The following is a 26,078-nucleotide window of genomic DNA, read 5'->3' as shown; positions in this document are numbered from 1 at the left end:
AAACAGCCGCCACAAACGCAACAACCCACCAAACACGAACACGCACAACACCACCCCCGGAAAAAGAGCGAACGGGATAAAGCCACAACGGTTGTTATCAGCGGATGAACTCATACGGGTTCACACCAAACTCAGGTCAGACACGCGACCAGCAGACGTCGTATACACCAGACCGCCCTTAGCCGCCGTACCACCCGTGTTCTCCTCAAACCACTCAGACGCACCCTCGAACGTGGCACCACAAATGCGGGTACGGTTCCCGGTCGTCTCGAGCTCCCACGCATGCCAATGGCCGTGCGCGAGAATGTGAGCCGCACCAGGATTACCGCCATTGAACGTGTGCCCCTGCCACCACTGCATCGCACCATTACGGCGCCACTGGTGACCGTGGACAATCGTGAAGATCGTGTCCCCCGCCGCGACAGTCATGTGTGACTTGTCTTCGGATGGGATCTCAACCTTGACGTGCCCGTAAGCGTCACCGTTCAACGCGATAGCGTCGGACACTGCGACGGCAGCTTCGGTTGCATGGTTGTCGCCGGGCTTCGTGGCTTGGAAGCGTTGTACCTCGTCGTGGTTGCCACCGACAACACGAACAAGAAGTTCGTCAGTAAGTGGCGCAAAGGCGGACACCGTATGCATTAGCAGACGGCGAAACACTCGAACCTGCTCGGTAATCGTCAGGTCGGTGCGCCAAAAGTTGCGGCCGTTCTGCGACTGGTTGCCCTCGATACAGTCGCCGGGGAACATGAGGTTGATGGTTCCGATATTGCGTGTTTTCCGCAGGCGGCGAAATTCGGCTTTAGCCGAATCCACGGATGCAAGGTACCGCTCAACGATTCCTTCGGATCCGCCCGCGTCCACTTTGCCGAGCTGCAAATCGCCAGCCTGGAAGTTGAACACCGACGAACCGACACCAACCGGCTTGTGCGCCCGGTGCTTCTTGATGATCGCGTACAGGTCTTCAACACGGGAGTCGTGGACGGGTTCGATTGTGAACCGGTACGACGACAACCAACGTTCGTCGTACGTCTGCCACTTCGATACACGCGGCGCACCAGTGATGCGAACCTCGGCCGGGTCGTACCCGAACAGCTCGAGGAGTTCCGTGTGCGACTTCGGTGCTTCTGCTAGCGGGCCAGTCTGAATGAACCCAGACTGGCCATCGAACTCGGTGCGGGGCGTGTAAGGCGTCTCTTTCGCGGTGGGCTGCTTAAGCCGATCTGACAAAGCCACGGGCACGCCTCGCAATCGCAATCGTGTCTTTCCCAGCCGGGTAACCCGTGAAGTCGTCGTCCTCGTCGTCGTCACGGATCCAGTCAGCGATGCGCTGGTTTGAAATGTTCAGGTCCGCCAACCATCCGTCGATGACGGCACGGTTGCTGGTGGAGAGCGAATCGATCCACCGTTCGAATGCGGGCTTTTTGTCGTCGAGCTGCTTACGGTCTGCAAGCGCCATGATTGTTCGCCCTCCTCAGGGGAACCAGAGTGAAGGTGACCATGTTGAGTTGTGGCCGGAATGCGTCTGCCGGCCCAGCACTTATGAACGGATAGCCCTGAGATGCGGCACGCCAGCCATCCCGGTTTGGGGTTCACGTTGTTTATGAGTCCCGGTGGCGTGATTCGAACACGCACTGAACGCGACTTGAAGGCGTTGCCTCTTCCGTTGGGCTACACCGGGGCACACGAAGCGGGGCCGCGAGGCCTTAGTGAGGTGGCAGCACCTCTGGTTGTCTCGCGCGCCCCGCTTACGTGGCGGATGTCTGCGATTGCTCACTGTGCTCTCAGCAGGGCCGACATACAGCCCCCGACGCCCAACACCCCTAAGGGGCATGAGACACGTCGCACTCCCGACAAGGAGCGATTACGCCGCAATCAGTCGCGGCTAGTCACCCACCAACCCTTGTGAGGCTGACAGGGACGATGATCCCCGGACCACAAGTTCGCGTGATAACCAAAGGCTCACCGCACAACCATGGGTTGCGGGTGGCTCCACATACGTTTAGGCGAACGTGCCGAGGAAGCAGAAAGCGCCCTGAGGACAGAGTCCTAGAGCGCACTCTCAGTTTAGCCAGAATTTCGCAGAAACGCAAGCAACGCTGCCGGGTCAGAATCAATCTGCGCCCTCAACAGCCTCACAGCCATTTCACCTTGCCATTCTGCGAAGCATTCAGCAGACCTGCACGACGCCGCAACGGTAGTCAACGGGTCTTCCGGGTGGTAAGTCAGCAGCACCGGTCTCGGATGCTCAACACCGTCCAGATCGGCCCACACGGTCGCCCCGCACTCCGGGCATGCACCCGAAACCTCGAGCGCCTTCGTGGGATCCATCTTCGCCCGGATGAACTCAGCCCACCCAACGAGCTGTGCAGTATAGAACTCGCCGGCATCCGGGCTGGCTGCATGCCACGCAACCAGATCAGCCGATGCATCACGGGTCGGCTTCACCCCCGCGAGTCGACACCACGAACCAATCGCATCCGTAATGAGCATTGACTGGTACAGGGCTGCCGGGTCGAGCAGGTTCCTGGTTGACGCGAGACCGGCACCGGACATGCTGCCCCCGATGGATGAACGGATTGCTTCCTCGAGCTGCACGAGCAACGGCGCATCCTCGAAGACGTGCGACTTCTTGCCGCCATGTTGAGGGCATGTGCAGTCGATGAGTTTCCGTGTTTGTGTCACCGTCAACGCGGCAACAGCAGCCTGCAAGTCGTCAGTCACGAATCGCCTCCCAACCAGTCGTGTAGCGCAACCACTTTCCGGGCTTGGCCTTCACGGGCGTGTCGTTCCCTGCGAGGACAACCGTGCGCCGATCTTCTTGCAGCCCGATAGCGTCGAGCGCAGCATTCGCGAGCGTGTACCAAATCTCGGGCGGTGGGCCAAGCGTCTGCCCCCCAATGCCCCTGCCCACTGTCTGCGCATCGAACATCGCAAACGCAACCTTCTCGACGAGTGCTTCTGGGTAGTCCACGTTTGTCTCCTTCTGGGAACAGTTCGGGGCCGCCACCCAGTAAGTGACGACCCCGTGTTTGCGGATACGAAAATGGTCAGAACGGCGTTTCGTCCGTGTATGCGGGTGCAGCAGTCCACGTGTCAGCAGCCGGTGCCACAGACACACCGACAGGCTCACGGTTCGACTGGAACGGCACGACGCTCTCAGCCTTCACGATCAGGTCGTAAAACTTCTTCCCCTGGTACTCGCGAACCTCAGTCGATTCCTTACCAACCACCTTGACCTTGTCGCCCTTCGCAAAGATGCCGAAATTGATGGTCGTCTCATAAGCAGCCTTCACCGTCCGAAACGTACGACTAACGGTCTGCCACTGACCTGACTCGTCCTTACGCGAATGAGCCTCAGCCGTCTTCAAACCCCACGCGCCGTTCTTCCCATCAAGCACGTCCTCCACGAACGCAACAAACGAAACCTCAGCCATTAATTTCTCCCCTTTTCGTAAGCCTCAATCGCCGCCTCAACAGCCCGAAACATCGACTGCCCCGGATGCGATTGAAAAAACCTGAACATCCGCAACTCGTCGTCATACATACGCTCCGGACCAACACCAGCCAGGAACGCGGTAAACAGTGAGTCCGACGTCATCTCCTGATAGGTCATCAGATTGCCTCGCATCTGAGACACGGCAACGGATACCCCGCATGCGTGCTGCATTCACGAGACGACGCCTCAACAGCGTTCAACGGCAACCGGTCCCTACGTGCACGGTGAGCGTTCGCAATCACATGCGCCGGCATAATCCACGCCGCAGACTCCTGACGGTGCATACGGACACCAGCAATCGCATCAGCGAAGTCGAGGTGCCCGATCGTGTCCGCCCACTCGTTCAACACAAGCTCGTCAACCTGCCGGTTGTCGCCCAGCTGGATCTTCGCCAACACCTTCGCAACCTCATGCCTGTTCATCAGCCGCCTTGTATCTGTAAACAGTCAGCGACCACCCGAAGTTATGACGAGACCAATTGGAGCCCTCCCACCCATCGGAAGCCCTCTCAGCCCAAGCGATCATCTCGTCGCTGGGCTGCCGGCCAAGATGTCTAACGAACTCCTTCGGCAACGGGACCGCCTCGTGCACGTATTGCTGAGAGACGCGCGAATACCGGCCATCCGAAAGCAGATCAGCCTCCACCTTCGCCCCCCGATTACTCATCAAGCCCGCGAACTCTTCCGCTGTGAACTCCGCTTCGAACACGCGCATACCCGACGCCCGATCCGTCGCTTCCAATCGGCAGAAGTTGTCGAAGCGGTTTGACGATTGCGGCCATGAGAGCCTGAACTCGAGCACCGCTTTCTTCCCGAAATACGTCATGCTTCCAACTCCCCTACCAAATCTGTTGCCAACATCACAGTCCGACGAGCCTTCTCAGACGGCGACGGACGACGACCCGACGAATCCGACTGCTTCCGACGCATCCAATTCCGCCACGTCGCCGACCAGTCCCGTTTGATGCCCTTCGTGCCAGGAACAGCCACCCAGTAATCGACAAACACCGCATGCTCGCGTTGAGGGTCAACGTCCGGGCACTCGCTCTTGATTTTCGCTACATCGTCAGCAGAGGGAAGCCATGAAGGATCCAACCGTGACCCCCGCGAAGCGGGAGTGTTCTCCTTCTTCGTAGAAGAAGGTGTCTCTGTCTCTGTCTCTGTTAATAGCTTGGAAGGTGCTTGAGCATCCGCCTTAGCATGTGCTTGAGCACGTGCTAGACCACCCGCACGACCCGCCTCCCGCTTCTTGTCAATATCCGCGCGGGTCTGCTGATGCTCGGCGAAGTCGTGGATGCGAAATCCGCCATCGACACGAATCAGTGACGGCTTTTCTGTGTCGTTGATACACAGTTCATCGACCGCTTTCTTCTTCCACTTCTTTGCCACAATGCGCGCGTCAACGAACCCGTCATCCAACATGCGCCGTGAATGCAAAGTCATCTCGACCAGGGTCCGAAACGCGATGTCTGACAGGGGGGCAATCTTCGGCGAATCAGCGAAATCGAGTGTGAACCTTCCATACAGGCGATCATCTTTCGGCACTAACTCACCTCCTTGTCAGCATGTGAAACTCTTGCCCCTCGATCACGCATGGGTGGCAGAAAACGTGTGCGCTTCCGGCATGAGAACCACAACGCGCGCAATCCTCCGACGTTAAGAAGAAGTCAGTCATGCGGCGACTCGCTTGCGGGCGGCCAGTGATCGGCGTGGGTCTCGTACTTGCCCCAGTCGCGGCATTTCACACATTCGGTCATGCGGCCACCTCCATCAGGTGTGTCATCAGTTGGTGCCCAATGAACTCCGTGTACGCGGGCGGGATTGCCTGGGCGAGCTCGTGTTCGTTCATCCAGTCGATACCCATTAGTTCGCGCCTCACCGTCAGTGCGGGCGTGTAACCGCCGCGTCTCTCCGGGTTGTCTCGATGCTCCGGCTTCCGGTGGCGACTTCCCGTGTACGAGCCTGCGATCTGTGTCCCGTCGTGGCGGCAACCCCCGGCCCCCATGAGCCACACGTTCGACTCGAACAGTCGATGCCGTTTCAGCGCGAGCTCGACACCATCCACGTCTGGGGCTCGAAGACCGAACTCGCTAGCGCAGAGCAACAGCGGTTCCATTAGTGGTGCGCCCTCGACGTTCTCGATCACGTACGGTTTGTCGGACGCGACAAGTGCCTCCCTGGTCGGTCCGACAAGATCAGGATGCTCGTTGGTGTGAGCATTGCTCGTAATCGAGTACAGCTGGCAGGGGGGTGAAGCGTGGATTGCGTCGAACTCGTGACCGTGCTCTGACAGATACTCGATCGCGTCAGCCTGGTGAAACTCGAACGGGTAATTTCGTTGAGGTTTCACATCGATGCCAACAACGTCGAAGCCGGCGCGGGAATACCCAACGCCGGCTCCTCCTGCACAGCAGAACAGGTCGAGTATTCTCATGCGCCGTCCTTTGCTTTCTGGTAGCCGGCACGGATCTTGTCGACGACCGTTTCCGACGCTCCTGCTGTGCGTGCTGCTTTGCCGAGTGCTTCGAGTGCTGTGACGTCACCCCCGGCGAGCTCGAGCTCCGCCAGCCAGTCGCGTACGGGTGTGACGGTGAGCGGCTGAACGACGAACGGTTTCCGTTGTCCGCGGGTCACCGTCAGATTCACGGTGAGCGGCTTGTCGATGTGACTGAGTGCGCGAATCCTGATGCCCCCGACAGCGTCTTTCCCGAACCGGATGGTTGGGTCGCCGTAGAGTTCGAGGGTGCGTCCGACGTATACGGATGCTTCTGCACCCCACGCCTGGATGAGTACGCGTCGCATGGATTTGCCGGGTTTGTAGGGTCGTCCGGGGAACTCGACGAGGTGGAGTTCGACGGGCTGTTCTGCTGTGCCGGGTCGCGCTTCACTGATGGTGACGGTTTTTGATGCAACTGCGAGGTCGTCGAAGTTGAGCTGGTCGGAGCGCGGTTCAACAGTTCGTGAGATGTCCATCAGAATCGGATCTCCTCAAGTTCGGGTCGCCGTTCGGTCATTGGTAGACCTTGGGTGGCGTTCGTGAAGTTGTTGACGATTGCGGTCACGTTTTCCTCGAACGCACGTGCGGCAGTGTCGATGGCGTCGTACCAGCGCTGCTCGGGGTAGACGCGCGACACCCACAACGGGAGTCCGCCGCTGAACGACACGTAGTCGCACCATTCACGGCCGGTGATGTACATGCCGGCCTGCATTTGGGCCATGTTGTAGAGCGGTGGTTTGCCTGCGAGAACATGGGCAATGTGCTTGTCGGGCTTACGGGACTTGATCTCAATTAGCCCGTCGTCGCCCACGTACCCGTCTGGTGAGTAGCCGATGGTGTAGCCGTGTTGTTCGAGTGTGACGAACCCGATTTCTTGGACGGGTGCGTTGTGGTCGGCGTATACGGCTCGGGCTTCGGGTTCGTCCTCTGTGCCGCGTTGCATGTCCAACGTGGGGTGCACATATTCGACGTGACCGGTAATGCGTTCGGCTGCGAGTGTGAGGGTGAGTCCGCGTGACGTGTCGTTGTCCGCGGTCTTGAGCGTTGACGGTGTGATGAGGCGTCCGATGGTGGATGCGGTGAGTAGACCACAACGGGCAGCCAACCATTCGTCGCTGCCCTGCTCGAGCTCGGCGTAAGTCGTGATCACTGGTAGTCCTTCCGTTTGGATTCTTCGGCGTCGTATCAGGCCCAGTAGTCTGCGTCGGCACGTTCGAAGGATTCGTCGTCGAGGTAGTGTTCACGGCGCGGTTCGAACCCGTACGCGTACGTCATGCTGTCTTCTTCCGTCGTAGTGCGCGGCGTTCGTCAACATCCATGCCGCCCCAGATGCCGTGTTGTTCGTTGTTGCTGAGTGCGTGTTGGAGGCATTGTTCGCGGACGGTGCAGCGTGTTTGGCAGACGGTTTTTGCGCGTCGTGCGGTGTGTGGGTCGCCGTCTGGGGAGAACCACATGTCGGGGTCGTATTGGGTGCATTCGGCGTCGGTCATCCAGGGGTGGAAGCCGGGGTCAGGAAGATGTACGCGTGTCACTCTTCCCACTCCCCCGCGGAGACGACACGCCAACCGTGTGCGTGCCAGACGGTGGTGTACCAGTTGGTGCCGTTGACGGTGATGGTGCCGGGTTCGTCGGACATGCGTGCGGGGTGTTCGACGCCTGTCTGCCGGTCGCCGTACTCGTCTTCGAGCACTACCTTTCTGCGCATTACCGTTCCCCTTTGTAGATGGCGATGGACACAACAACCCCGGCTCTGTCGCCTGCGTGTTCGTGCCCTGTGATGTCGAGTTTTCGGATTTGTCGGTCGTCTACCCACGCGTACCCGTTGAGGGCGTCGGCGATGAGTTTGGTGATGTTGTCGAGGTCGGCGACGCGTCCGTGTTGGAAGCAGACGTCGAGGGTGAGTCGGACGTCTTCCAACGTGGGTTCCCAGAGTGGGCATGCGAGTTCGAAGAGATCGATGACGTTCTTCTCGGCGTCCCGTGTGCTCTGCGGCGTGTACGCATGGCCTGTGCGTGTGAAGCGGGGCCGGCCTTTGGGTTTGGGTCTGCCGGGGATGATGAAGGTCGTTATTGGTTCCCAGATATCCATGCGCGGTACTCCCCGCAAGCTCGGCACGCGCAGTCCCGCATGAATCGTGGGTGGCTGCCTGACGTGCATGAATGATGAAATGGGCCGATCGCGTACGCTCCACACAGGGTGCAGACGGTGTACACGTTCAGCCCGGAACGGTAGGTGTGGAACTCGGTCAAGGTGTCTCGCTGACCCGTTCTTCGTGGAGGATTTCGATGGACCGGGCGACTGCGAGGGCGAGGAGTAGTGACGCCCACACACGGACCGCGACAATGTCTCCGGCTTCTGCGGACAGAACGATGGCCACGATCATTACGATCGCGGCCATGATGAACAGGGTTGAGATGAGCGGTCTCATGACGGTTCACCCAACGCTGAGATGAGTGCGGATTCGACGGCGTCGAGTTCTTGCCGCAAGACGATGCGGTTGCCGGATTCTTTGAGTGCTTCTGCCTGGTGGTAGGCGATTGAAGCGTCGGTTTCGCGGATCATTTGTTCGAGTGCGTCGGATTCTTGCTCCAACTCCTCAATCGTCTTGATCATCGGCCTGATCCTGCCTTCTCGATCTGGAACGCTTCGACGTAGTACTCGTCGGTCTGGTAGATGCTGTTGAGCTCGACACGTTTCGCAATGGCCTCGTCCAGACTCTTGAAGCCGTAGAGAACGGTCTCCCAGTCGCCTCGCCGCAGTTTGACCAACCAATTCATCACTGCACCTCCACGTGTTCGTGCCCGCATTCGGGGCATGTCCAGACGGCTCGCATGTCTTCGAGGTCGTCGCAGATTTGTGTGTCACCCGACCAACCACAACGGCAGTCGGCTTGAATGTCCGCCCACGAACGGTAAAAACCAGACGTCATCACAGGTTCCGAATACGCCAGTGATCGCGCACATAGCCGAGGCATTCAGTGCAAAGGCAGGCGGGAAGAGCCATGGTCCGGTCGACGTACTCGGCCGAAAGAGAGCAGATGGGGCGCTCACCTTTGCTCGAGCATGAGCGTTGAAACATGGCCACGACATCGCCGCTGCAACGCGGGTTGTAGTCGCCGCGGTGGATCGCCTCACACTTCATGTCTTCGGAGTACGCATCCTCGAGCATGCGTATCTCTTCGACACTTTCGACGGCCATCTTTTCGACGGGTTGCATGCCTTGCGTCCAATGCATCGCACGCATCCCCGGAAGATCAAACGGCATCATGACTCCCCCTCGATGAACTTCACGAGACGCAGGATGACCGCTCGAGCATGCTCAATTTCGTCCTGCCTCGCGATGCTCTCCCACTGCCACGAGTTGTGGAGCGAAAGCGAACGGAGGTAGCCGTCGATCGGCCAGTGTCCTTCGTTGCCGCGGTAGTTCTCAAGGATCGGGTTAGCTGGATTCGCGAGTGGTCGATGCATGGGCAGACCCGTTCGCGTGATGACGTCGGCATGCTTCCCGCTGCTGAACTGAGTCATGGCGTCACCAGTCCGAGCATTGCGAAGAGTTCCGCGAGTGATGCTTCTTCGGTGACGAACTTGCGCACACGAGCCTCAGCAGCAGCACGCACCTCATCGGGTACGGGTGTGTAGGCGTCGTCGAGCAAATGTTTCGTGTCGTACCGGTCATCAGGTTGACGCGTCCAACGACCAGCCGTCGACAAGGTGCTCATGACTTGCTCCTTACTGCGTTTCGGAGCTCAACCAGCTCCACACTCGACGTCGCCTGCACTACGTCGCCAGACGGATCCCACATGCGCCGGCACTGACGCTCAGCCTCAACAAGGGCCGCCGTCCAACCCGCAGCGAACATGAGGCGTACGTCGTCACCCATCACGACGACACCGCATTCGACTTGAACGAGTTGATTGCCGCGAGATTGTCGTCAAGACGCGGACGATTGCGAAGGTCGGTGTACTCATACCGGTCGTTGATGAAAGAAACCAGGTCGGCCTTCAACGTTTCCTTCGAGTGAAACGAGACGAAATCGCCGAGGGTGTAATAGTCGTCGGTCAGGCTGTTGCAGGAGCACCCGGACCCGCTGGCGACGAAGTACATCCGGCGTGTCGGCGAGTACCATGCGACCCAATCCGTCCAGTCGTAACCGCCACTGTCGTTGAAGTGGGTGACGAGCTCGAAGTCGTCGGTCCCCGGGATGGTGTAGTACATGGCCGGGTAGAGCGGGTTGCCGCCGCTGTCGTTGTACTCACGAACCGTGATCATGACCGTTCCTTTCTCAAGAGCAGCCGGGATTCGAACCCGGGAATGTCCTCGGCGCTTGCCACGCTTGGCTCATAGGCGGGCATACGATCCCGCGAGCACTTGGGCAGCAGTCCCGAGGCGCGTGTGCCACCTCGCCTCCGCAGTACGCGCCACGGCCTCGAACCGTGGAGGTTGCCAATCGCGCCACCATCGACCACCAAGTCGATAAAGGTTGAGCCGTTCCTAAACCGCGCCGCGCAGCCCTATGCGCTTACCGGTTCGTGTAGCAATCACGTCTCCCGAAGGAATGAGCGAACATGACTCCCGTAGCTCTCAACCAGCCGGGTAAGGGTCAGCCCCTATAGACCCGGCGTTACTTCGTTCGGTAAAGTCAGCCGCGACCGCCAAGTCACGTATCACCGAAGATCTCCCCACCGTGGGGATCACATCCCATGCCGTGTCCGCCTAAGCGCCGGCTTTGGGTTTCCGCCTACCCTGCTCTGAACACGCCATCATCACGACGGTGCGCAGTGGTCACAGGTTCGACTTAGCTGCTGTGTAGTTGTGTTGGTGCCCTAAACGCGTTCGACGGCGAGAAGGGCTATCGCGACCAGACGCCTTGGTCGGTCTTCAAAAACGTGACGACATGGCCCGTCGCATTCACTACCGCGGCGACACCGTTGAGGGTGTGCACCATGCAGCCGTCCGTGTACGTCGGGCTGAGGTTCTCCCGCTTGGTCGCGGGCTTGAGGATCAGGCGGCGGATGAACTCCGCCTCGAGCCCCATTTCGAGTGCGCGCTGCACGGCGTGGCGTGAGAGTGAGAAATCCATCAGGACTTCCTCCGCCGCGAACGAGGTGCAGCGAACGGGTCAACAACCTCGGCCGTGCGCTGTGCGTGGAACTCGGACAGGAAGAACCGCCACGTCCCACCCACCTTGTGAGCTGGGATAGCACCAGACTTTGCGTGCTCACGAACCGTGTACGCAGACTTCTTCAGATACGAAGCCATCTCGTCAACGGTCAACGGCTCTTCACGAATGTCCATCAGCGGACACCCGTCATGAGGTATGCCACTGACACGTTGAGAGCTTCGGCCATGTCCCAAACGAGCCCGTACGAAGGGCCTTCATGGAACGACCGGAGAATGGTGTGCGGGTCAACCCCGACTTCAGATGCCAACCATTCGATACCGCGGCCGGCGAGCTCTGCTTCCACTCTGTGATGGATGCCTGAGGTGATTTCCTCGACGCTGGGGAACTTGGTCATATTCCCAAGATAGGCCCACATCTACAGTGTGTCTAGGGATATTTCCCATCTTTTGCGAGGTAATCACAAGGTTCGGTGAAACCTCTAAGTGTTAGCCCTGAACTTGCTAATAATCCCTACAAAGGAAGCCACATGAACCCATAAACTGGGTTAGTGACCAATGGAAAGCTCCACCCCGATGCGCCCAGGATTGTCCTGCAACGCTTCGTCCGTGAGGCGAAAAAGAGTGGGCTTACTCAAGAAGCCATCGCCACCGCTGTGGGAGAACGATCCGACTCGTTCTCCAAAACACTGAACGGTGCGCCCTCTTACGCTTTGAACAGTCCCCTCATCATCCAGGTACTGAACGTCATAGGGAGAGACTTCCTTGACTTCGCCAAAGCGGTCGAAATTGAGAGCATCAAGCTTTACGCCGGCTGAAGCGCCTCGAGGACTTCCTTGACGAGTTCGGCCGGTTCCGGGCAGATGCGCCCCATGCGCATTACCGGGCACGTCTTCTCGCATGCCGCCCCATTGCCGCACACGATCGGGTTGTCTGTCATGCTGCCCCCCAATGGCATTTCCGGATACTTGAGTCCGCTTCCGAATTGGTTCGAGGCTAGCCGTACCTACCGACCGGGGGGCTTGTCAAACCCGAGCGGTGGAAAGCAAAAGCCGCAGTAAACTGAGTTTCACCCCCAGACTGGGGGTACGAACTGGAAAGCCGAAGGCGTGGCGAGGTCATGGAAGACTCGAAGTGGCTTCTGTGGTTGCGCGCAACCACAGGGGAGGAGTCTTTCCGTGGGATTGCGCGTGCGACGGGTGTGACGCATCCGACTGTGGCTCGGTGGGTGAGTAAGGGTATCCCTGCGGAGACTGTTTGGGAGTTGACAGTCAGGCTCAATGGTGACCCGATCGCGGCGCTCATTCTCCTGGATCGGATCAAGCCTGCCCAGACTGGGGATCTGAACTATTCGGCGATTGTGAAGTATGCGCCGGAGCATGCGTTGACGTCGGAGTTGCATAGGCGTGCGGTGAAGCGTCACCGTGATCAGTCGTTAGGTAGGAGTGATGCGCTGGCTCGTCAGTCGTTTCGCCTGACAGCCCGCTAGGTGTAGTGGACACTACAATTCGACCCGATCTGTTGGGACATTTCCCAAGAACATGCCATACGACTGGGTGCTTGCTAATATTCACAGGAACGGTCGAAACCCCTGATGAGACTAGGGATTAACCCCATTTTCACCCGTACTGATGCTACGCATTCAAGCCCCGTTACTCACCCCAATACGTTCGATCGGAGCCGTCCGTGAACCTCGACGCCGAATCCTTCGAGGCGATCGTGGTCGACGAGCTCGATCAGTTGCCCGATGAGATGATCGACGGTCTCGAGAACATCGTGTTCGTCGTCGAGGATCGACCAGAAGACGGTTCGCTCGATCTGCTCGGCCTCTACGACGGTTACGCACTCACCGAGCGCGATCGCTACGGCCTGGGCGAGATGCCCGACCGCATCATCCTCTACCGCGAGCCCCTGCTCGCCATCTGCGAAGACGAAGACGAGTTGCGCGATGAGATCCACATCACCCTCGTGCACGAGATCGCGCACTTCTACGGCATCGACGACGACCGGCTGCACGAGTTGGGCTGGGCATGATCCCGGCCCGGATACGCTGAGAACATGAGTTCCCCCGCTCGCGTGCTCGGCATCGTCGTCGGAGCGATCGCGATCCTCGCCGTCGGCGTCTACGCGCCTGCGATGCTGCTCGGCCCGCTCCCCGCGGTGACCGTCCAACAGGTCTCCGCGGCCGGTTCGCCCGAGTCCGCACCGCTCGCCCTTCCCGCCGACGGTGCGACCGCCCTCGCGGTCGTCGGCGACGACGGCACGAGCAGCGTGCTGGCCACGGCCGGCAGCACCGAAGCGGTGCCCATGGGCGGCGCGGCGAAGCTCGTCACGATCCTCGCGACGCTCGAATCGCTGCCGTTGCCCGCGCCCGGCGAGGGCGAAGGCCCGTCGATCAAGATCGGCCCCGCCGACTACACCGATTACCTCCGCTACCAGGCCGACGGCTCGCGCGCGCTGCAGGTCTCCCCCGGCGATTCGTGGACCCAGCGCGATGTCGTGCGTGCGATCCTGCTGACCTCGAGCAACAATCACGCCGACACGCTGGCCCGATGGGCGTTCGGCACGGTCGACGCGTACGTCGACGGTGCGAACTCCTGGCTCGCCGACCAGGGACTCACGACGACGAAGGTGGCCGACGCCACCGGACTGTCCGGCGACAACGTGACCACGGCCGAGGAGCTCGCGAAGCTCACGGGCCTGCTGCTCGCGAACCCGAGCCTCTCGGCGATGCTCGACGATCCCGACGCGACCGAGCTCGGAGCCCACGCCGCGCCCGACCTCGTCGATCGCTCGAGCGGCGACGGCGTGCGCGAAGTCACCCGCAGCTACACCGACCAGGCCGGTCTCTCCTCGGTGTTCACCGCCGAGGTCGAACTCGACGGCGCCGCCGACGGCGCGGGCCGCATCATCGGCGTCATGCTGCTCATGCCCGACTACGAAACGCTCGACCCCGCCATCGAGGCCGCTGTCGCGTCGGTGAAGGCCGCCGCGGTGCCGGTCACGATCATCACCGAGGGCACCGCCTACGCGAAGGTCCGGTCGGCCTGGGGCGCCTCGTCCGACGTCGTCGCGACGGTGACCCGCACGGAGTCCTCCTGGGGCGCCACCTTCGACGAACCGACCGTGACGATCGACCCGTTCACGACCTCCTCGGACGCACGCGACGTCGGTCGGGTGACCATCTCGACCGGCGCCGCCGACGTCTCGTCGCCACTGCGGCTGAGCAGCGCGATCCGCGACCCCGGTCCGATCTGGCGCCTCACGCACCCGTTCCCGGTCATCTCCGCGTTCGTCGAGGCGCAGGCCCCCTGAGGCGGCGGCCCGGCGCGCTCCATCGGAGCGCAGTCGGTCATTCCAGTCGCAGCCTGATCGCGGCGTGCGATCCTGCGTCCAGTCGGCGCTCGTAGCGACGCCACTGGCGTTCCCAGAGGTCCCAGTACGGGTCGAAGGCGCCGGCGTCCCTCGTGAGGGCGCGGTCTCGCCGCTCCACGTACGGCGCGTCGATCCAGACCCGCACGGCCGTGCACGACCCGGCGGTCGTGCCGAACGCACCGCAGCCCTCGATGACGAGGGCATTGCCCGGCGCCAACGTCGTGAACGCCGTGGGGCGCGCCAGCACCCAATCCCACCCGCGCCGCCGCCCCGTCGCACCCCGCAACCACGGCCGCACGAGCTCACGTTCCACGTGCCGGACCGCCGGGTCGAGCCCCTCCCAGCCCGGGTAGACCTCGTCGAGGCGCACGAGGTCGGGCGCGCGGCCCGCCCAGTCGGCGAGGAGCAGATCGGCGAATGTCGACTTGCCAGCGCCGCTCGGCCCGTCGATGAGCACGAGCGGCCGACGGATGCCGCGCACGGCCGCCCGTACCCGGGCGAGCGCGGCGCCGACCGGTCGTGTCAGCGCCACCGCGTCACGACCAGACGACATTCCAGCTGCCCGTCGCGACGGCCACCGTGGCCGCGAGCGCCGCGACGAGGCATCCGACCGCGATGACCGCCCACTCGACGTACCCGAATCGCGCAGGCCTCGCCCACGTCCGCTCGCCGACGGCACCGAAGCCGCGCGCCTCCATCGCGGTCGCCAGCGTGCCGCCGCGTCTGATCGAGAGCACCAGCAACGCGAACGCCTGCCCGGCGAACCGCACGATCGGACCGCGGTCGGCGATGCCGCGCGCACGTCGTGCGAGGTTCAGGGTTCTCCAGTCGTCGATCGACGAGCCGACCAGTCGCAGGGCCGCGAGTGCGCCGAGCACGAACCGCGCGGGAAGCCGGAGCGTCTGCGCGAGTCCGTCGGCGAAGTCGGTCGGGTCGATCGTGAGGAAGAGCACGACGGCCGGGAGCGCGATCGCGATGACTCGGGCGGTCGTCGCGAGCCCGATCTGCACGGATCCCTCGGTGACGTGGATGAGTCCGAAGTCCCAGAGCGTGGCACCCGAGGGTGCGCCGTAGAGCACCATGCTGAGGCCGGTGAGCGGTGCGGCGATCCACACGGGCAGGGTCCGCGGCGACCAGAGCAGGCCGCCGAGGCCGACGAGCGTGAACACGACGATCTCGCAGAGGATCGCGACGCTCGCAGAGACGACGTCGAGCGTGAGGATCAGCACGAGGCTGAGCGGCACGGTCGCGGCGACCTTGGCGACGGGGTTCACGTCGGCAAGCGGCAGTCCTGGGCGGATGGTCGCGATGCTCATCGCCCGCCCTCCCGACGAGCGGCCGACGACGACGACGACGCGACGGAATCGGGTCGGGCTGGTCGCAGGTCGAACCGATCGTCGGCGATCGCCTCGACGAAGGCCTCGTCGTGCGTCACCGCCACGAGGCCGACGCCCTCATCGCGCAGGGCGATGAGCAGCTTCGCGAGCTCGCGCCAGGTCGTGGCGTCCTGGCCGAAGGTGGGCTCGTCGAGCACGAGCAGTCGGGGCCGCGTGGCGATCGCCGTCGCGACCGAAAGGCGGCGCTTCTCGCCGCCGCTCAGCGTGAACGGGTTGGCACCCGCGAGGTGGGCGAGCCGCAGCGCGGCGAGGAGCTCGTCGACGCGCTCGCGGCGCGCGCGTTCGCCGAGTTTCAGCGCACGGGGGCCGACCTCGAGTTCCGCGCGGACGGACCCGGTGAGGAACTGGTGCTCGGGGCTCTGGAACACCGTGCCGATACGTCTGAGGAGGTCGCGCGAGCGCCACCTCGCGGGTTCGGGGCGAAGCCCCTGCGCGAGCAGGTCGGTCGCCTCGAGGCTGCCGCCGATCGGGGGCAGCAGGCCGGCGAGCGTGAGCGCGAGCGTCGACTTCCCGGCGCCGTTCGGACCCGCGATCGCGAGCACGCGGCCGGCGTCGACGCGCAGGTCGAGCCCGCGCTGCACAGGCACCTGCGGCGTACGTGCGATGTCGAGGCCCGCAGCCTCGAGCAACGGATGCCGCGCGCTGCCGGTCGGCGCGGGTGCACGCCACGGCACCTCGTCCGGCAGCCACACGCCGGCCGACCGCAGTTCTGCGGCACGCTCCGAGAGCACGGCGCCGGGCGACCCGTCTGCCAGCACCCCGCCATCGGCCCCGAGCACCACGACGCGGTCGACGACGGGGAGCCACGTCGCGACCCGATGCTCGACGACGACGAGCGTGGCGCCGGTCGCCGAGGCCACGGATGCGACGGCGTCGCGCACCTCGCGCACGCCGTCGGGGTCGAGGTTCGCCGTCGGCTCGTCGAGCAGGATCAGGCCCGGCCGCATGGCCAGCACGCCCGCGAGTGCGAGCCGCTGGCGCTGCCCGCCCGAGAGCTCGGCCGTCGCATGCTCGAGCGGCAGGCGCAGGCCGACGGCGTCGAGTGCGGCGCGCACCCGAGGCCAGATGAGCTCGCGTGCGACCCCGAGGTTCTCGAGGCCGAACGCGACGTCGTCGCCGACGCGGGCCATCACGATCTGCGAGTCGGGGTCCTGCAGCACGAGCCCGGAACGACCGCGCGCCGAGGCCGGATGCCGACCGTCGACGAGCAGCTCGCCGAGCGTCTCGCCGTCGTCGTCGCCGCCGAGCACACCTGCCAGGCCGTGCAGCAGGGTGGACTTGCCCGCACCCGAGGCGCCGAGCAGCAGCACCCGTTCGCCGGGCTCGATGTCGAGGTCGAGACCGCTGACGGCGGGGCGGCGCCGACCGCCGTGGCGCCATCCCCAGTCGCGCGCACGGACTGCGGCGGCCGGCGAGGAGAATTCGCCGAACACGACGGTTCAGACCTCCCGGAGCTCGCGCCCGGCCGCGAATCGGTCGAGGGCACCGGCCCGCGCGAGCCCGCGCACCGCGAGCCACGAGAGCCCGCCTGCGATGAGCGCGCCGCCGACGACTGCGGAGATCGTGTAGATCGTGGCGAAGGCGGGAGCCGCGCCCGCGTACCAGAGCACGAGGTCGTTGATCGCCATCGCGAGACCGGCGCCCGCGCCCGCGAGGAGCGCGACCGGCAACCGCCAATTGCGGTAGAGGAAGATCGCGAAGACCAGTTCCGCGCCGAGGCCCTGCACGAGACCGGCCTCGATCGTGAGGAGGCCGCCCCACTGGCTGCCGATGAGCGCCGAGACGACCGCAGCGACCAGCTCGGTGTAGAGCGCGGCGCCGGGCTTGCGGATGATGAGGCCGCCGAGCACGCCGGCGACGACCCACAGCGCGGCGGGTGCAGCCTGGAGGCCCGGGAGCAGCGCCTCGATCGGCGCCGAGATCGGCCCCCACACCACCCCCCAGGCCCAGAAGACGACGCCGACGGCCACGCCGACGACGCTCGCGACGACGATGTCGACGACCCGCCAGCGCAGACGCGGCGAGTTCGTGACCGAGGTTCCGGATGCCGCGACGTTGGTGGCGGATTCGGCGGAGATGTTGTGCACTGGCGTGCCCTTTCGTCGGAGGAAAGCGGCACGGGATGTTGAGATGTGGATGCCTCCCTGCGCTGGCATGATCCAGATCAGGTTCGACGGTCGAAGGTTGAGAACCTTCCTCTCAGCCCGGCTCACCGGACTCCCGTGTTCGTGCACCAGCGTACACGCCGGCGGGGTCGCTCAGCGCTTCAGTGCGCGGATCACCGATTTGAGGGCGTGGCCGACGACGAACACGAACGGCGTGGCGACCAGCACGAGGCCGATGAGGTTCGCCTCGAACTTCACGCGCCCGCCCTCGCCCACATAGGCGCCGAGCGGAACCGAAAGGCCGCCGCCTCCGCCGCCACTGCCGCTGCCGGTGAAGTTGGACGTCGCGTCGCCGCTGCCGATTCCGCCTCCGAACCCGTAGTAGCCGAGGGCCACGGGCACCACCTCGACGCCGTCGATCTCGATCTTGTCGCCGTATGCGGTCTTCACCCCGACGCCCGCGACGCGCTCTGCCAAGTCCAGTACGAGTTCAGCCATGTCGGCCACGCTACCCGTGCGGCGCGCGGGCTACCAGCCCCAGCCTGCGGCTGTCGGGTCGAACGGCGCCTCGCCGTCGCCGGACCCGCGGCTGCGACCGTCGCCTCCTGCGCTCTGCTCATCGGCGTCGTTCCGGGCTCTCGCCTCACGGCGCGACCGCTGCTCGCGCTCGCGCTGCACGAGCGATGCCGGCCGCACCGCTCCGCGCCCGAACTTCGCAGAGACCTCGTCGATCGTGCGCTCGGCATCGCGCCACTCCTCGTCGGGGTCCCAGAGCATGGCGCCCGACCCCGACTCGCGCAGGTTCTCGGCGCGCACGCCGATGAGGCGCACCCGTTCGCCGTCGCCGACGAGCCCTTCGAGGGCTTCGGATGCCTCGTCGTAGATGCGCCGTGCGACATCGGTCGGCTCGGCGAGCGTGCGCGAACGGGTGAGGGTGCGGAAGTCGCCGTACCTGAGCTTGAGCGACACGGTGCGCGCGACGAGGCCCGCCTTGCGCAGGCGGACCGCCACGTTGCCCGAGAGCTGCAGCAGTTCTCGCCTGATCTCGACGGGGTCGACGAGGTCGTGTCCGAAGGTCTGCTCGTGCCCGATGCTCTTCTCGACCCGGGACGTGTGCACGGCACGCGGGTCCTCGCCGCGCGCGAGATGCGCGAGCCTCGCCGCGAGCGCCGGCCCGACCGCACGTTCGAGCGCCCCGGGCGGCATCGCGGCGACGTCGCCGACCGTGCGGAGGCCCAACCGCAGCAGGGACTCCTCGGTCACCCGGCCCACGCCCCAGAGCGCCGAGACCGGCAGCGGATGCAGGAACGCGACGGTCTCGTGCGCCGGCACGACGAGCATGCCGTCGGGCTTGGCGCGGCTGGACGCCACCTTCGCGACGTACTTCGTGGCGGCGACGCCGATGGAGCAGGTGAGCCCGGTCTCGGCCTGGACGCGCTCGCGGATGGTCCACGCGATCTCGGCCGGCGTGCCGTGCAGGCGACGCGCGCCGGAGACATCGAGGAAGGCCTCGTCGATCGACAGCGGCTCGACGAGCGGCGTGATCTCGCCGAAGATCTGCATGACGCGCTTGGAGTACTTCGAGTACGAGGGGTAGTCGCCGCGCAGCACGATCGCGTTCGGGCACCGCCGGAGGGCCACCGACATCGGCATGGCCGAGTTGACGCCGTACCTGCGCGCCTCGTAGCTCGCAGCCGCGACCACGCCGCGGCCTGCCGTGCCGCCCACGAGGACCGGCTTGCCACGAAGTTCGGGACGCGAGAGCAGCTCGACGGAAACGAAGAACGCGTCCATGTCGACATGGAGGATCGGGGTCGCCGAATCGTCGACCGGCCCTGTGGTGACCTGCCTCGACGAGCCGTCCTGCTTGCTCACGTGGCGACCCTACCCGCTGCCACCGTCACGGGAACCCGAGGTCGGCCGCGGCGCTGAACTGATGGACTGATGCCCGGCCGGGACGGCGTCAGAAACCGAAGTCGCCGCCGCCGAAGTCACCGCCGCCGAAGTCACCGCCGAGATCGCCGTACCCGCCGTACCCGCCGTCTGCAGCGGACGCCTCGGTCGTCGCGCCCGCGTCGCTCCCACCCGTTCCGACGTCACCGGCCACGTCGGCTCCGAAGTCGGGGCCGGGCAGAAAGGCCTGTGCGATCATCGAGCCGACGACGACGCCCGCGACCGTGCCGAGCATCGAGCCGCCGACCATCGACCCGAACGACGGGCCTCCGTACGCGGCACGCCCGCCCGCGGCATCCGTCGCCCGGAAGGTTCGCTCCATCGTGCCGGGCGAGCGCAGCTCTGCGCGGGTCGCGGCGCGTGCAAGGGCCGACGGTTCGTCGGACACGAGACGCTCGCCAGCCGGAGCCTCGGCGGACAGGGCCCGGAAGACCTGCGCGCGCTGGTCGGGCGTGAGCTTGGCGAACGCCTCGGCGTGCACGGCCTCGATCGACTCGGGCGGCGCAGTGCGGAGCAGGTATCGGTAGCGCTCGATCGCGCGCTCGTCATCGGACTGCGCGCGCGGTGCCTGCGGAACCCTGGGCACGGATCGCGATGCCTCGGGGTCGGGGGTGCCGAACAGTCGATCCAGAAAGCCCATGGTGTCCTCGCCAATCGCTCAGGGGGCACCAGCGTACGGCGCACGGCCATGAACCGGCTGTGAGGTGAGGCCGCCGACGACGGGCGCCGGTGCCGTGCCGAACGCCCGACGGCGAACGGGCGGTGCACCGACGACCGTCGGTGCACCGCCCGGAAACGCGATGGAGGCTGAAGCCGAGGCTGAGGGACTACTCGGCCGTCGCCCGCTCGAGCACGAGCTCGCGGACGCGCGCGGCATCCGCCTTGCCCTGCATGGCCTTCATGACCGCGCCGATGACCGCGCCCGCCGCCTGCACCTTGCCGTCGCGGATCTTCTCGAGCACGTCGGGCTGCGAGGCGAGCGCCTCGTCGATCGCTGCGATGAGCGCGCCGTCGTCGGACACGACCGCGAGTCCGCGTGCGTCGATGATCTGCTGCGGCGAGCCCTCGCCGGCGATCATGCCCTCGAGCACCTGGCGCGCGAGCTTGTCGGTGAGGGTGCCGGCGTCGACGAGTTGCTGGAGCTCGGCGACGGCCGCGGGCTCGACGAGCTCCGCGGGCTCCTTGCCCTCGGCGTTCGCGATGCGCAGGAGCTCGCCGGTCCACCACTTGCGGGCCGATGCGGGCGACGCGCCGGCCGCGATGGTCGCCTCGACCTCGGCCAGGAGGCCCGCGTTCACCACGCCCTGGAACTCGATGTCGGCGAAGCCCCATTCGGCCTTCAGGCGACGCCGACGAGCGGCGGGCGCCTCGGGCAGTGCCGCGCGCAGCGACTCGACGAGCTCGGCCGACGGCACCACGGGCACCAGGTCGGGCTCGGGGAAGTACCGGTAGTCGTCGGCGTCGGACTTCGGGCGACCGGGACTGGTCGTGCCGGTGTCCTCGTGCCAGTGGCGCGTCTCCTGCGTGATCGAGCCGCCCTTGGCGAGGATCGCCGCCTGGCGCTGGATCTCGTAGCGGACGGCACGCTCGATCGACCGGAAGGAGTTCACGTTCTTCGTCTCGGTGCGCGTGCCGAGCTTCTGCTCGCCGCGAGGGCGGAGCGAGACGTTCGCGTCGCATCGGAGGTTGCCGCGCTCCATGCGCGCCTCGGAGATGCCGAGCGAGATCGCGATGTCGCGGATCGTCGAGACGTAGGCCTTCGCGAGCTCGGGAGCATCGCCCTCGGCGCCGAAGATCGGCTTCGTGACGATCTCGACGAGCGGCACGCCGGCTCGGTTGTAGTCGACCAGCGAGTACTCGGCGCCCTGGATGCGACCGGTCGCGCCACCGACGTGCGTGAGCTTGCCCGCGTCTTCTTCCATGTGGGCGCGTTCGATCGGCACCTGGAAGACGCGGCCGCCTTCGATCTCGACCTCGACGGAGCCCTCGAACGCGATCGGCTCGTCGTACTGCGAGATCTGGTAGTTCTTCGCGAGGTCGGGGTAGAAGTAGTTCTTGCGCGCGAAACGGCTCGACTCGGCGATCGAGCACCCGAGCGCGAGGCCGAGCGAGATCGACTTCGCAACCGCGTCGCCGTTGACCACGGGCAGCGAACCCGGGAGGCCGAGGCACACGGGCGACACGAGCGTGTTCGGTTCGGCGCCGTGGTACTTCTCGTTGGCCGGGTTCGGCGCGGGCGAGAACATCTTGGTCTCGGTGTTCAGCTCGACGTGCACCTCGAGGCCGATCACCGGCTCGAAGAGCTCGAGCGCCTTCTCGAAGTCCATCAGTTCGACGCGGGTCATCAGAGTGCGCCTTCCTCGGCCGCAGCCATCTCGTGGGAGGACAGGTCGGGAGCGCGGCTCAGCAGCGGCGCACCCCACTCGGCCTCGAGCAGGCGCTCGAGCGCGCCGCCGACGTTGTAGAGGCGCGCGTCCTGGCGCGCCGGGGCGAGGAACTGGATGCCGACGGGCAACCCGTCTTCGGGCGCGAGGCCCGCGGGCAGCGAGATGCCCGGCACGCCCGCGAGGTTGGCCGGGATCGTCGCGACGTCGTTGAGGTACATCGACAGCGGATCGTCGAGCTTCTCGCCGAGCTTGAACGCGGTGGTCGGCGCGGTCGGCGTTGCCAGCACGTCGACCTTCGCGAACGCCGCGTCGAAGTCGCGCTGCACGAGCGTGCGCACCTTCTGGGCGCTGCCGTAGTACGCGTCGTAGTAGCCGGCGGAGAGGGCGTAGGTGCCGAGGATGATGCGGCGCTTGACCTCGGGTCCGAAGCCCGCCTCGCGCGTGGCCGCCATGACCTGCTCGACGGTTCCGCCGCCCTCGGGCGAGACCCGGAGCCCGAAGCGCACCGAGTCGAACTTCGCCAGGTTCGACGAGGCCTCTGCGGGGAGGATCAGGTAGTACGCGGCGATCGCGTACTCGAAGCTCGGGGCATCGATCTCGACGATCTCGGCGCCGTTGCGCTCGAGCAGCGCGAGCGCCTCGTGGAAGCGCGAACGCACGCCCGCCTGCACGCCGTCGGAGTCGAGCTGCTTCACCACGCCGATGCGCACGCCCGCGACATCCGCTCGCCGGACCGCGTCGGCCATCGACGGCCACGCCTCGGGGAGCGAGGTGGAGTCGTGCGGGTCGTGGCCCGCGATGACGTCCTGCAGGAGTGCCGCGTCGAGCACGGTGCGCGTAACCGGGCCGATCTGGTCGAGGCTCGAGGCGAGCGCGATCGAGCCGTATCGGCTCACGGCGCCGTAGGTCGGCTTGACACCGACCGTTCCGGTGACGTGCGCTGGCTGGCGGATCGAGCCGCCCGTGTCGCTGCCGAGCGCGAGGGGTGCTTCGAAGGCCGCGACGGATGCCGCCGAGCCGCCGCCCGAACCACCGGGGATGCGGTCGAGGTCCCACGGGTTGTGGGTCGGGCCGTAGGCGGAGTGCTCGGTCGACGAGCCCATGGCGAACTCGTCCATGTTGGTCTTGCCGAGCGGGATCATGCCTGCCTCGCGCACGAGTCGCACCGGCGTCGCGTCGTAGGGCGGGATCCAGCCCTCGAGGATGCGGGAGCCGGCGGTCGAGGGCATGCCCTCGGTCACGAGCACGTCCTTCACGGCGATGGGCACGCCCGCGAGCGGGCCGAAGGCCTCGCCTGCGGTGCGGCGCCGGTCGACGTCGGCGGCAGCGGCGAGCGCGCCCTCGGCGTCGACGTGCAGGAAGGCATGCACCGCGCCGTCGACGGCGGCGATGCGGTCGAGGTGGGCGCGGGTGGCCTCGACCGACGAGACGTCGCCCGCGGCGATCTTCGCGCCGAGCTCGGCCGCGGTCAGGCGGATGATGTCGCTCACTGCTCCTCCCCGAGGATCGCCGAGACGACGAATCGCGAGCCGTCGACCTCGGGCGCGCCGGCGACCGCCTGCTCGGCGGTCAGCACGTCGGCGCTGACGACGTCGGCCCGGAACACGTTCTGCAACGGGATCGGGTGGCTGGTCGGCGGCACGTCGGGCGTGGCGACCTCGCTGACCTTCTCGACGGCCTGCATGATCTGGCCGAGCTCCGTCGTGAGGTGCGCGATCTCTTCTTCGGTGAGCGCGATGCGAGCGAGGTTCGCGAGATGCGCGACCTGCTCCGCATTGATTTCGGACATGCTGCTCCGTCGTCTCGTGGTGGGGATGCATCGATTCTATCGGGGCGGCGTCGATCGGACCGGTCGCGTTCGGCCGACGAGCGGCCGCGCCCGCGACCCCGGCAGGCAACCGCGACTACCCCTGCACGCCGAAGAGGCCCTCGCCGTACTTGTGCAGCAGCCGGTACGCGTCGGCGTAGGTCTCGGGTTCGGGCTCGTCCGCCTGCCCGAAGCGCGCGAGCAGCAGTCCGAGCAGGCCCCGTGCCGGCGGACTCAACGGCTTGTCCTTGTGCGCGTGCGCCGGGTGCGGCGGTGTCGCCTGCGGGTTCGGCGGCAGGTACTGGGGCGTCGTCGAGGGCCAGGACGACGGATGCCGCGGCGCGTCGAGCGTGACGGCGTTGAACAGGTTGTTCGCCCCGGCGTCGCGGCGGGTGAGCGGCTTCAGCCCGTGCAGGCGGGAGAGGGTCGCGATCACCGCGGCGTGATGCATCTCGTCGTGGATCACGGTTCCCGCCCGGGTGTAGGCGGAGACGGCGATGGCCGGCACGCGGCATCCGAGCCGATCGAAGGCGAAGCCCATCTCGCCGGGCTCCTCGTCTTCGTGCGGCGGGGTCGCCGCCGGGGGCGGCACGTGGTCGTAGGTGCCGCCGTGCTCGTCGAACGTGATGAGCAGGAGCGTGTTCAGGGCGTTCGAACCGCCCTGCGTCGCACTCGCCTTCACGGCCTCGTAGACCTGGTGCACGAGCAGCTCTCCGGCCCGCACGTCGGAGATCGCGCTGTCGATCACCTCGGCGCCGTCGAAGTCGGACTCGCGCAGCTTGCCGAACGGCGGGTGGAAGTCGTTGTGGTTGTAGACCATGCGCGGCTCGATGAACGCGTAGGCCGGGAGCGTGCCCTTCTCGACGTCGTCGTAGAACTGCTTCATGGTCGCGAACCGCTCGGTGCGCCAGTACTGCTCGAGCACCGGGGCGTGCAGCACGCCCGTGAACGAGACGAGCTGCAGCTCGTCGAAGTAGATGCGCCAAGTCACGCCCGCGGCCTCGAGCCGGTTGAAGATCGTCGGCGTCGCAGCGGCGTCGAGCCACTTGCCGTACCCGCCGTCGTGCTGGTTCGTCACGAACCCGTGCGAGGTCGACGCGTGGAAGAACGAGCGGTTGCAGAAGGTCTGCGACGGCACCCCGCAGTGCCAGGCGTCGTAGACGGCGAAGTTCTTCGCCAGCGTCGAGAGCACCGGCAGCATCTCGGGCGAGAACGACCCCATGATCTGGTTCGCCTCGTCGGCCGTGGGCTCCTTGCCCTTCTTCAGTCGTTCGTAGTTGATGACGTAGTCGTCGAGGAACCCCTGCATCGCGGGCTTCTGACCCGGCTTCGGCGCGTTGTAGGGCTCGTCCATGTCGCCGACCTCGACCTCGGCGTTCGAGGCAGGCTCGACGATGCCGAACAGCTGCGTGTTCACGTGCGGGTACTCCTCGCCCGGGTCGGGGTTCGGCTTGCCCATGATCTCGTCGGTCGTGCCCTCGTACACGTGCACCGGCACTTCGGTGCCATCGGGCCCGGTGTTGGAGTAGGTGCCGAACGCGAGCCCGTCGAAGCTCTGGCCCGCCGGCAGGTCGTCGGGCGTGTAGAGCCAGCCGAGCAGGTTGTCGAACGAGCGGTTCTCGCCCATGAGCACGACCAGGTGGTCGAACCCGGCCTTCTCGCGCGGGGTGAGCGCCGCGAACTCGTCGGCGCCCTCGGCGAATCCGCGCGCGTGTCCGACGGCGAGGCCGACCGCCGCGCCGGCACCACCGCCGACGACGGCGCCCGCGGCGGCGGCACCGCCGAGCTTCAGGAAGTCGCGTCGTGATGCGCCCGACGGAGGCGAAGGCTGGGACGGGGGCGATGCGATCGTCTCGGGCGCCCGGGTCTCTGCTCCGTCAGCGGCCCCCTCGGGCTCGGCTGAACTCGGCGGTCTCTCGTCTGCCATGCGCTCCCCCCGTCT

The 26,078-nt window shown here is 65.3% G+C and carries 36 protein-coding genes, 1 tRNA gene and 1 riboswitch; of the genes, 3 read left to right on the top strand and 34 right to left on the bottom strand.

Going from position 1 to position 26,078, the window contains the following annotated elements:
* Positions 1–120: 120 nt before the first annotated feature.
* The 23 genes from BM342_RS09905 to BM342_RS19485 form a co-directional block, all read right to left on the bottom strand.
* Positions 121–1,236, bottom strand: coding sequence for a hypothetical protein (locus tag BM342_RS09905; protein WP_143109816.1), 1,116 nt, complete (start codon positions 1,234–1,236; stop codon positions 121–123).
* Positions 1,214–1,459, bottom strand: coding sequence for a hypothetical protein (locus tag BM342_RS09900; protein ID WP_092965280.1), 246 nt, complete (start codon positions 1,457–1,459; stop codon positions 1,214–1,216). Before BM342_RS09900 ends, BM342_RS09905 begins: the two co-directional genes overlap by 23 nt.
* Positions 1,460–1,608: 149 nt before the next feature.
* A tRNA-Leu gene (locus BM342_RS09895) sits at positions 1,609–1,681 on the bottom strand.
* Positions 1,682–2,067: 386 nt separating this feature from the next.
* Entirely contained in the window at positions 2,068–2,724 is a 657-nt protein-coding gene (locus BM342_RS19505; RefSeq protein ID WP_143109815.1) for a hypothetical protein, read from the bottom strand.
* The gene (locus tag BM342_RS09890) at positions 2,717–2,974 is read right to left on the bottom strand and encodes a hypothetical protein (RefSeq protein WP_092965278.1); all 258 of its coding nucleotides are present in this window, start codon (positions 2,972–2,974) and stop codon (positions 2,717–2,719) included. The genes BM342_RS19505 and BM342_RS09890 overlap by 8 nt, the downstream gene beginning before the upstream one ends.
* Positions 2,975–3,050: 76 nt before the next feature.
* The gene (locus tag BM342_RS09885) at positions 3,051–3,437 is read right to left on the bottom strand and encodes a hypothetical protein (RefSeq protein ID WP_092965276.1); all 387 of its coding nucleotides are present in this window, start codon (positions 3,435–3,437) and stop codon (positions 3,051–3,053) included.
* 470 nt (positions 3,438–3,907) lie between these two features.
* Positions 3,908–4,324 carry a hypothetical protein gene (locus BM342_RS09875; protein ID WP_092965272.1) on the bottom strand — a complete coding sequence of 139 codons (417 nt, stop codon included), beginning with the start codon at positions 4,322–4,324 and terminating at the stop codon, positions 3,908–3,910.
* Positions 4,321–5,043, bottom strand: coding sequence for a hypothetical protein (locus tag BM342_RS19500; RefSeq protein WP_143109814.1), 723 nt, complete (start codon positions 5,041–5,043; stop codon positions 4,321–4,323). Before BM342_RS19500 ends, BM342_RS09875 begins: the two co-directional genes overlap by 4 nt.
* Before the next feature lie 208 nt (positions 5,044–5,251).
* Complete coding sequence (locus BM342_RS09870; protein ID WP_092965270.1) at positions 5,252–5,932, bottom strand: DNA cytosine methyltransferase; 681 nt, start codon at positions 5,930–5,932, stop codon at positions 5,252–5,254.
* Positions 5,929–6,471, bottom strand: coding sequence for a hypothetical protein (locus BM342_RS19495; RefSeq protein WP_143109813.1), 543 nt, complete (start codon positions 6,469–6,471; stop codon positions 5,929–5,931). Before BM342_RS19495 ends, BM342_RS09870 begins: the two co-directional genes overlap by 4 nt.
* Positions 6,471–7,145 (bottom strand): lambda exonuclease family protein, encoded by a 675-nt coding sequence (locus tag BM342_RS09865; RefSeq protein ID WP_255368652.1) that lies wholly within the window; start codon positions 7,143–7,145, stop codon positions 6,471–6,473. The genes BM342_RS19495 and BM342_RS09865 overlap by 1 nt, the downstream gene beginning before the upstream one ends.
* 121 nt (positions 7,146–7,266) lie before the next feature.
* On the bottom strand, positions 7,267–7,485 hold the full coding sequence (locus BM342_RS20280; RefSeq protein ID WP_092965266.1) for a WhiB family transcriptional regulator: 219 nt from the start codon (positions 7,483–7,485) through the stop codon (positions 7,267–7,269).
* Between the two features lie 38 nt (positions 7,486–7,523).
* A complete protein-coding gene (locus tag BM342_RS19875; protein ID WP_177232123.1) occupies positions 7,524–7,700 on the bottom strand; it encodes a hypothetical protein in 177 nt (58 codons plus the stop codon).
* Entirely contained in the window at positions 7,700–8,083 is a 384-nt protein-coding gene (locus BM342_RS09855) for a RusA family crossover junction endodeoxyribonuclease (protein ID WP_177232122.1), read from the bottom strand. The genes BM342_RS19875 and BM342_RS09855 overlap by 1 nt, the downstream gene beginning before the upstream one ends.
* 336 nt (positions 8,084–8,419) lie before the next feature.
* Positions 8,420–8,608 (bottom strand): hypothetical protein, encoded by a 189-nt coding sequence (locus BM342_RS09845; protein ID WP_092965260.1) that lies wholly within the window; start codon positions 8,606–8,608, stop codon positions 8,420–8,422.
* Positions 8,605–8,772 (bottom strand): hypothetical protein, encoded by a 168-nt coding sequence (locus tag BM342_RS19870; RefSeq protein WP_177232121.1) that lies wholly within the window; start codon positions 8,770–8,772, stop codon positions 8,605–8,607. The genes BM342_RS09845 and BM342_RS19870 overlap by 4 nt, the downstream gene beginning before the upstream one ends.
* A 151-nt stretch (positions 8,773–8,923) precedes the next feature.
* Positions 8,924–9,262 (bottom strand): hypothetical protein, encoded by a 339-nt coding sequence (locus BM342_RS09840; RefSeq protein ID WP_092965257.1) that lies wholly within the window; start codon positions 9,260–9,262, stop codon positions 8,924–8,926.
* The gene (locus BM342_RS09835; protein WP_092965255.1) at positions 9,259–9,519 is read right to left on the bottom strand and encodes a hypothetical protein; all 261 of its coding nucleotides are present in this window, start codon (positions 9,517–9,519) and stop codon (positions 9,259–9,261) included. Before BM342_RS09835 ends, BM342_RS09840 begins: the two co-directional genes overlap by 4 nt.
* Positions 9,516–9,713, bottom strand: a complete 198-nt coding sequence (locus BM342_RS19490) for a hypothetical protein (RefSeq protein ID WP_143109812.1) — start codon at positions 9,711–9,713, stop codon at positions 9,516–9,518. Before BM342_RS19490 ends, BM342_RS09835 begins: the two co-directional genes overlap by 4 nt.
* Positions 9,714–9,873: 160 nt before the next feature.
* On the bottom strand, positions 9,874–10,263 hold the full coding sequence (locus BM342_RS09830) for a DUF7574 domain-containing protein (RefSeq protein ID WP_092965253.1): 390 nt from the start codon (positions 10,261–10,263) through the stop codon (positions 9,874–9,876).
* 580 nt (positions 10,264–10,843) lie between these two features.
* Positions 10,844–11,074 (bottom strand): hypothetical protein, encoded by a 231-nt coding sequence (locus BM342_RS09825; protein WP_092965251.1) that lies wholly within the window; start codon positions 11,072–11,074, stop codon positions 10,844–10,846.
* Positions 11,074–11,289, bottom strand: coding sequence for a helix-turn-helix domain-containing protein (locus tag BM342_RS20275; RefSeq protein ID WP_143109811.1), 216 nt, complete (start codon positions 11,287–11,289; stop codon positions 11,074–11,076). The genes BM342_RS09825 and BM342_RS20275 overlap by 1 nt, the downstream gene beginning before the upstream one ends.
* On the bottom strand, positions 11,289–11,510 hold the full coding sequence (locus tag BM342_RS19485) for a hypothetical protein (protein WP_143109810.1): 222 nt from the start codon (positions 11,508–11,510) through the stop codon (positions 11,289–11,291). Before BM342_RS19485 ends, BM342_RS20275 begins: the two co-directional genes overlap by 1 nt.
* Positions 11,511–11,663: 153 nt before the next feature.
* Between BM342_RS19485 and BM342_RS19480 the strand changes: the two genes are divergently transcribed.
* The 3 genes from BM342_RS19480 to BM342_RS09810 all read left to right on the top strand — a co-directional run bounded on the left by BM342_RS19480 (position 11,664) and on the right by BM342_RS09810 (position 14,427).
* Positions 11,664–11,930, top strand: a complete 267-nt coding sequence (locus tag BM342_RS19480) for a hypothetical protein (RefSeq protein ID WP_143109809.1) — start codon at positions 11,664–11,666, stop codon at positions 11,928–11,930.
* A gap of 934 nt (positions 11,931–12,864) precedes the next feature.
* On the top strand, positions 12,865–13,146 hold the full coding sequence (locus BM342_RS09815) for a metallopeptidase family protein (RefSeq protein ID WP_369823154.1): 282 nt from the start codon (positions 12,865–12,867) through the stop codon (positions 13,144–13,146).
* A gap of 24 nt (positions 13,147–13,170) precedes the next feature.
* Positions 13,171–14,427 carry a D-alanyl-D-alanine carboxypeptidase family protein gene (locus BM342_RS09810; protein WP_092965247.1) on the top strand — a complete coding sequence of 419 codons (1,257 nt, stop codon included), beginning with the start codon at positions 13,171–13,173 and terminating at the stop codon, positions 14,425–14,427.
* Between the two features lie 37 nt (positions 14,428–14,464).
* On the opposite strand, the gene BM342_RS09805 is transcribed toward BM342_RS09810, so the two are convergent.
* From BM342_RS09805 to BM342_RS09755, 11 genes are all read right to left on the bottom strand, one after another.
* A complete protein-coding gene (locus BM342_RS09805) occupies positions 14,465–15,019 on the bottom strand; it encodes a nucleoside/nucleotide kinase family protein (RefSeq protein ID WP_092965245.1) in 555 nt (184 codons plus the stop codon).
* A 4-nt stretch (positions 15,020–15,023) separates the two neighbouring features.
* Positions 15,024–15,803 (bottom strand): energy-coupling factor transporter transmembrane component T family protein, encoded by a 780-nt coding sequence (locus tag BM342_RS09800; protein WP_092965243.1) that lies wholly within the window; start codon positions 15,801–15,803, stop codon positions 15,024–15,026.
* A complete protein-coding gene (locus BM342_RS09795; RefSeq protein ID WP_092965241.1) occupies positions 15,800–17,317 on the bottom strand; it encodes an ABC transporter ATP-binding protein in 1,518 nt (505 codons plus the stop codon). Before BM342_RS09795 ends, BM342_RS09800 begins: the two co-directional genes overlap by 4 nt.
* Before the next feature lie 6 nt (positions 17,318–17,323).
* Entirely contained in the window at positions 17,324–17,971 is a 648-nt protein-coding gene (locus BM342_RS09790; protein ID WP_092965239.1) for an ECF transporter S component, read from the bottom strand.
* A gap of 35 nt (positions 17,972–18,006) precedes the next feature.
* Positions 18,007–18,118: riboswitch (TPP riboswitch) on the bottom strand.
* A gap of 24 nt (positions 18,119–18,142) precedes the next feature.
* On the bottom strand, positions 18,143–18,487 hold the full coding sequence (locus BM342_RS09785) for a hypothetical protein (RefSeq protein WP_092965237.1): 345 nt from the start codon (positions 18,485–18,487) through the stop codon (positions 18,143–18,145).
* 30 nt (positions 18,488–18,517) lie between these two features.
* A complete protein-coding gene (locus tag BM342_RS09780) occupies positions 18,518–19,864 on the bottom strand; it encodes a DNA polymerase IV (protein WP_092965235.1) in 1,347 nt (448 codons plus the stop codon).
* Between the two features lie 88 nt (positions 19,865–19,952).
* Entirely contained in the window at positions 19,953–20,582 is a 630-nt protein-coding gene (locus BM342_RS09775; protein ID WP_092965233.1) for a hypothetical protein, read from the bottom strand.
* A 187-nt stretch (positions 20,583–20,769) separates the two neighbouring features.
* Positions 20,770–22,287 carry an Asp-tRNA(Asn)/Glu-tRNA(Gln) amidotransferase subunit GatB gene (gatB, locus tag BM342_RS09770; RefSeq protein ID WP_092965231.1) on the bottom strand — a complete coding sequence of 506 codons (1,518 nt, stop codon included), beginning with the start codon at positions 22,285–22,287 and terminating at the stop codon, positions 20,770–20,772.
* Entirely contained in the window at positions 22,287–23,819 is a 1,533-nt protein-coding gene (gene gatA, locus BM342_RS09765) for an Asp-tRNA(Asn)/Glu-tRNA(Gln) amidotransferase subunit GatA (protein WP_092965229.1), read from the bottom strand. Before gatA ends, gatB begins: the two co-directional genes overlap by 1 nt.
* Positions 23,816–24,118 (bottom strand): Asp-tRNA(Asn)/Glu-tRNA(Gln) amidotransferase subunit GatC, encoded by a 303-nt coding sequence (gene gatC / locus BM342_RS09760; RefSeq protein WP_092965227.1) that lies wholly within the window; start codon positions 24,116–24,118, stop codon positions 23,816–23,818. The genes gatA and gatC overlap by 4 nt, the downstream gene beginning before the upstream one ends.
* A 115-nt stretch (positions 24,119–24,233) precedes the next feature.
* Positions 24,234–26,063, bottom strand: a complete 1,830-nt coding sequence (locus BM342_RS09755) for an alkaline phosphatase family protein (RefSeq protein WP_092965225.1) — start codon at positions 26,061–26,063, stop codon at positions 24,234–24,236.
* Positions 26,064–26,078 lie beyond the last annotated feature (15 nt).

This window comes from Agromyces sp. CF514, assembly GCF_900113185.1.
Taxonomy (GTDB): domain Bacteria; phylum Actinomycetota; class Actinomycetes; order Actinomycetales; family Microbacteriaceae; genus Agromyces.
This window is presented reverse-complemented; position numbering and strand designations above follow the sequence as displayed.

Excerpts from the sequence above, each read along its gene's own strand:
- BM342_RS09755 (WP_092965225.1), bottom strand. The coding sequence starts at position 26,063 with ATGGCAGACGAGAGACCGCCGAGTTCAGCCGAGCCCGAGGGGGCCGCT.
- BM342_RS19875 (WP_177232123.1), bottom strand. The coding sequence starts at position 7,700 with ATGCGCAGAAAGGTAGTGCTCGAAGACGAGTACGGCGACCGGCAGACA.
- gatB (WP_092965231.1), bottom strand. The coding sequence starts at position 22,287 with ATGACCCGCGTCGAACTGATGGACTTCGAGAAGGCGCTCGAGCTCTTC.
- BM342_RS09775 (WP_092965233.1), bottom strand. The coding sequence starts at position 20,582 with ATGGGCTTTCTGGATCGACTGTTCGGCACCCCCGACCCCGAGGCATCG.
- BM342_RS20275 (WP_143109811.1), bottom strand. The coding sequence starts at position 11,289 with ATGGACATTCGTGAAGAGCCGTTGACCGTTGACGAGATGGCTTCGTAT.
- BM342_RS09835 (WP_092965255.1), bottom strand. The coding sequence starts at position 9,519 with ATGACTCAGTTCAGCAGCGGGAAGCATGCCGACGTCATCACGCGAACG.
- BM342_RS09800 (WP_092965243.1), bottom strand. The coding sequence starts at position 15,803 with ATGAGCATCGCGACCATCCGCCCAGGACTGCCGCTTGCCGACGTGAAC.
- BM342_RS19495 (WP_143109813.1), bottom strand. The coding sequence starts at position 6,471 with ATGGACATCTCACGAACTGTTGAACCGCGCTCCGACCAGCTCAACTTC.
- BM342_RS09830 (WP_092965253.1), bottom strand. The coding sequence starts at position 10,263 with ATGATCACGGTTCGTGAGTACAACGACAGCGGCGGCAACCCGCTCTAC.
- BM342_RS09900 (WP_092965280.1), bottom strand. The coding sequence starts at position 1,459 with ATGGCGCTTGCAGACCGTAAGCAGCTCGACGACAAAAAGCCCGCATTC.
- BM342_RS19485 (WP_143109810.1), bottom strand. The coding sequence starts at position 11,510 with ATGACCAAGTTCCCCAGCGTCGAGGAAATCACCTCAGGCATCCATCAC.
- BM342_RS09825 (WP_092965251.1), bottom strand. The coding sequence starts at position 11,074 with ATGGATTTCTCACTCTCACGCCACGCCGTGCAGCGCGCACTCGAAATG.
- BM342_RS09785 (WP_092965237.1), bottom strand. The coding sequence starts at position 18,487 with ATGGCTGAACTCGTACTGGACTTGGCAGAGCGCGTCGCGGGCGTCGGG.
- BM342_RS09840 (WP_092965257.1), bottom strand. The coding sequence starts at position 9,262 with ATGATGCCGTTTGATCTTCCGGGGATGCGTGCGATGCATTGGACGCAA.
- BM342_RS09810 (WP_092965247.1), top strand. The coding sequence starts at position 13,171 with ATGAGTTCCCCCGCTCGCGTGCTCGGCATCGTCGTCGGAGCGATCGCG.
- BM342_RS09870 (WP_092965270.1), bottom strand. The coding sequence starts at position 5,932 with ATGAGAATACTCGACCTGTTCTGCTGTGCAGGAGGAGCCGGCGTTGGG.
- BM342_RS09875 (WP_092965272.1), bottom strand. The coding sequence starts at position 4,324 with ATGACGTATTTCGGGAAGAAAGCGGTGCTCGAGTTCAGGCTCTCATGG.
- BM342_RS09845 (WP_092965260.1), bottom strand. The coding sequence starts at position 8,608 with ATGATCAAGACGATTGAGGAGTTGGAGCAAGAATCCGACGCACTCGAA.
- BM342_RS20280 (WP_092965266.1), bottom strand. The coding sequence starts at position 7,485 with ATGACCGACGCCGAATGCACCCAATACGACCCCGACATGTGGTTCTCC.
- BM342_RS09815 (WP_369823154.1), top strand. The coding sequence starts at position 12,865 with ATGATCGACGGTCTCGAGAACATCGTGTTCGTCGTCGAGGATCGACCA.
- gatC (WP_092965227.1), bottom strand. The coding sequence starts at position 24,118 with ATGTCCGAAATCAATGCGGAGCAGGTCGCGCATCTCGCGAACCTCGCT.
- BM342_RS09855 (WP_177232122.1), bottom strand. The coding sequence starts at position 8,083 with ATGGATATCTGGGAACCAATAACGACCTTCATCATCCCCGGCAGACCC.
- BM342_RS19870 (WP_177232121.1), bottom strand. The coding sequence starts at position 8,772 with ATGAATTGGTTGGTCAAACTGCGGCGAGGCGACTGGGAGACCGTTCTC.
- BM342_RS09885 (WP_092965276.1), bottom strand. The coding sequence starts at position 3,437 with ATGGCTGAGGTTTCGTTTGTTGCGTTCGTGGAGGACGTGCTTGATGGG.
- BM342_RS19490 (WP_143109812.1), bottom strand. The coding sequence starts at position 9,713 with ATGAGCACCTTGTCGACGGCTGGTCGTTGGACGCGTCAACCTGATGAC.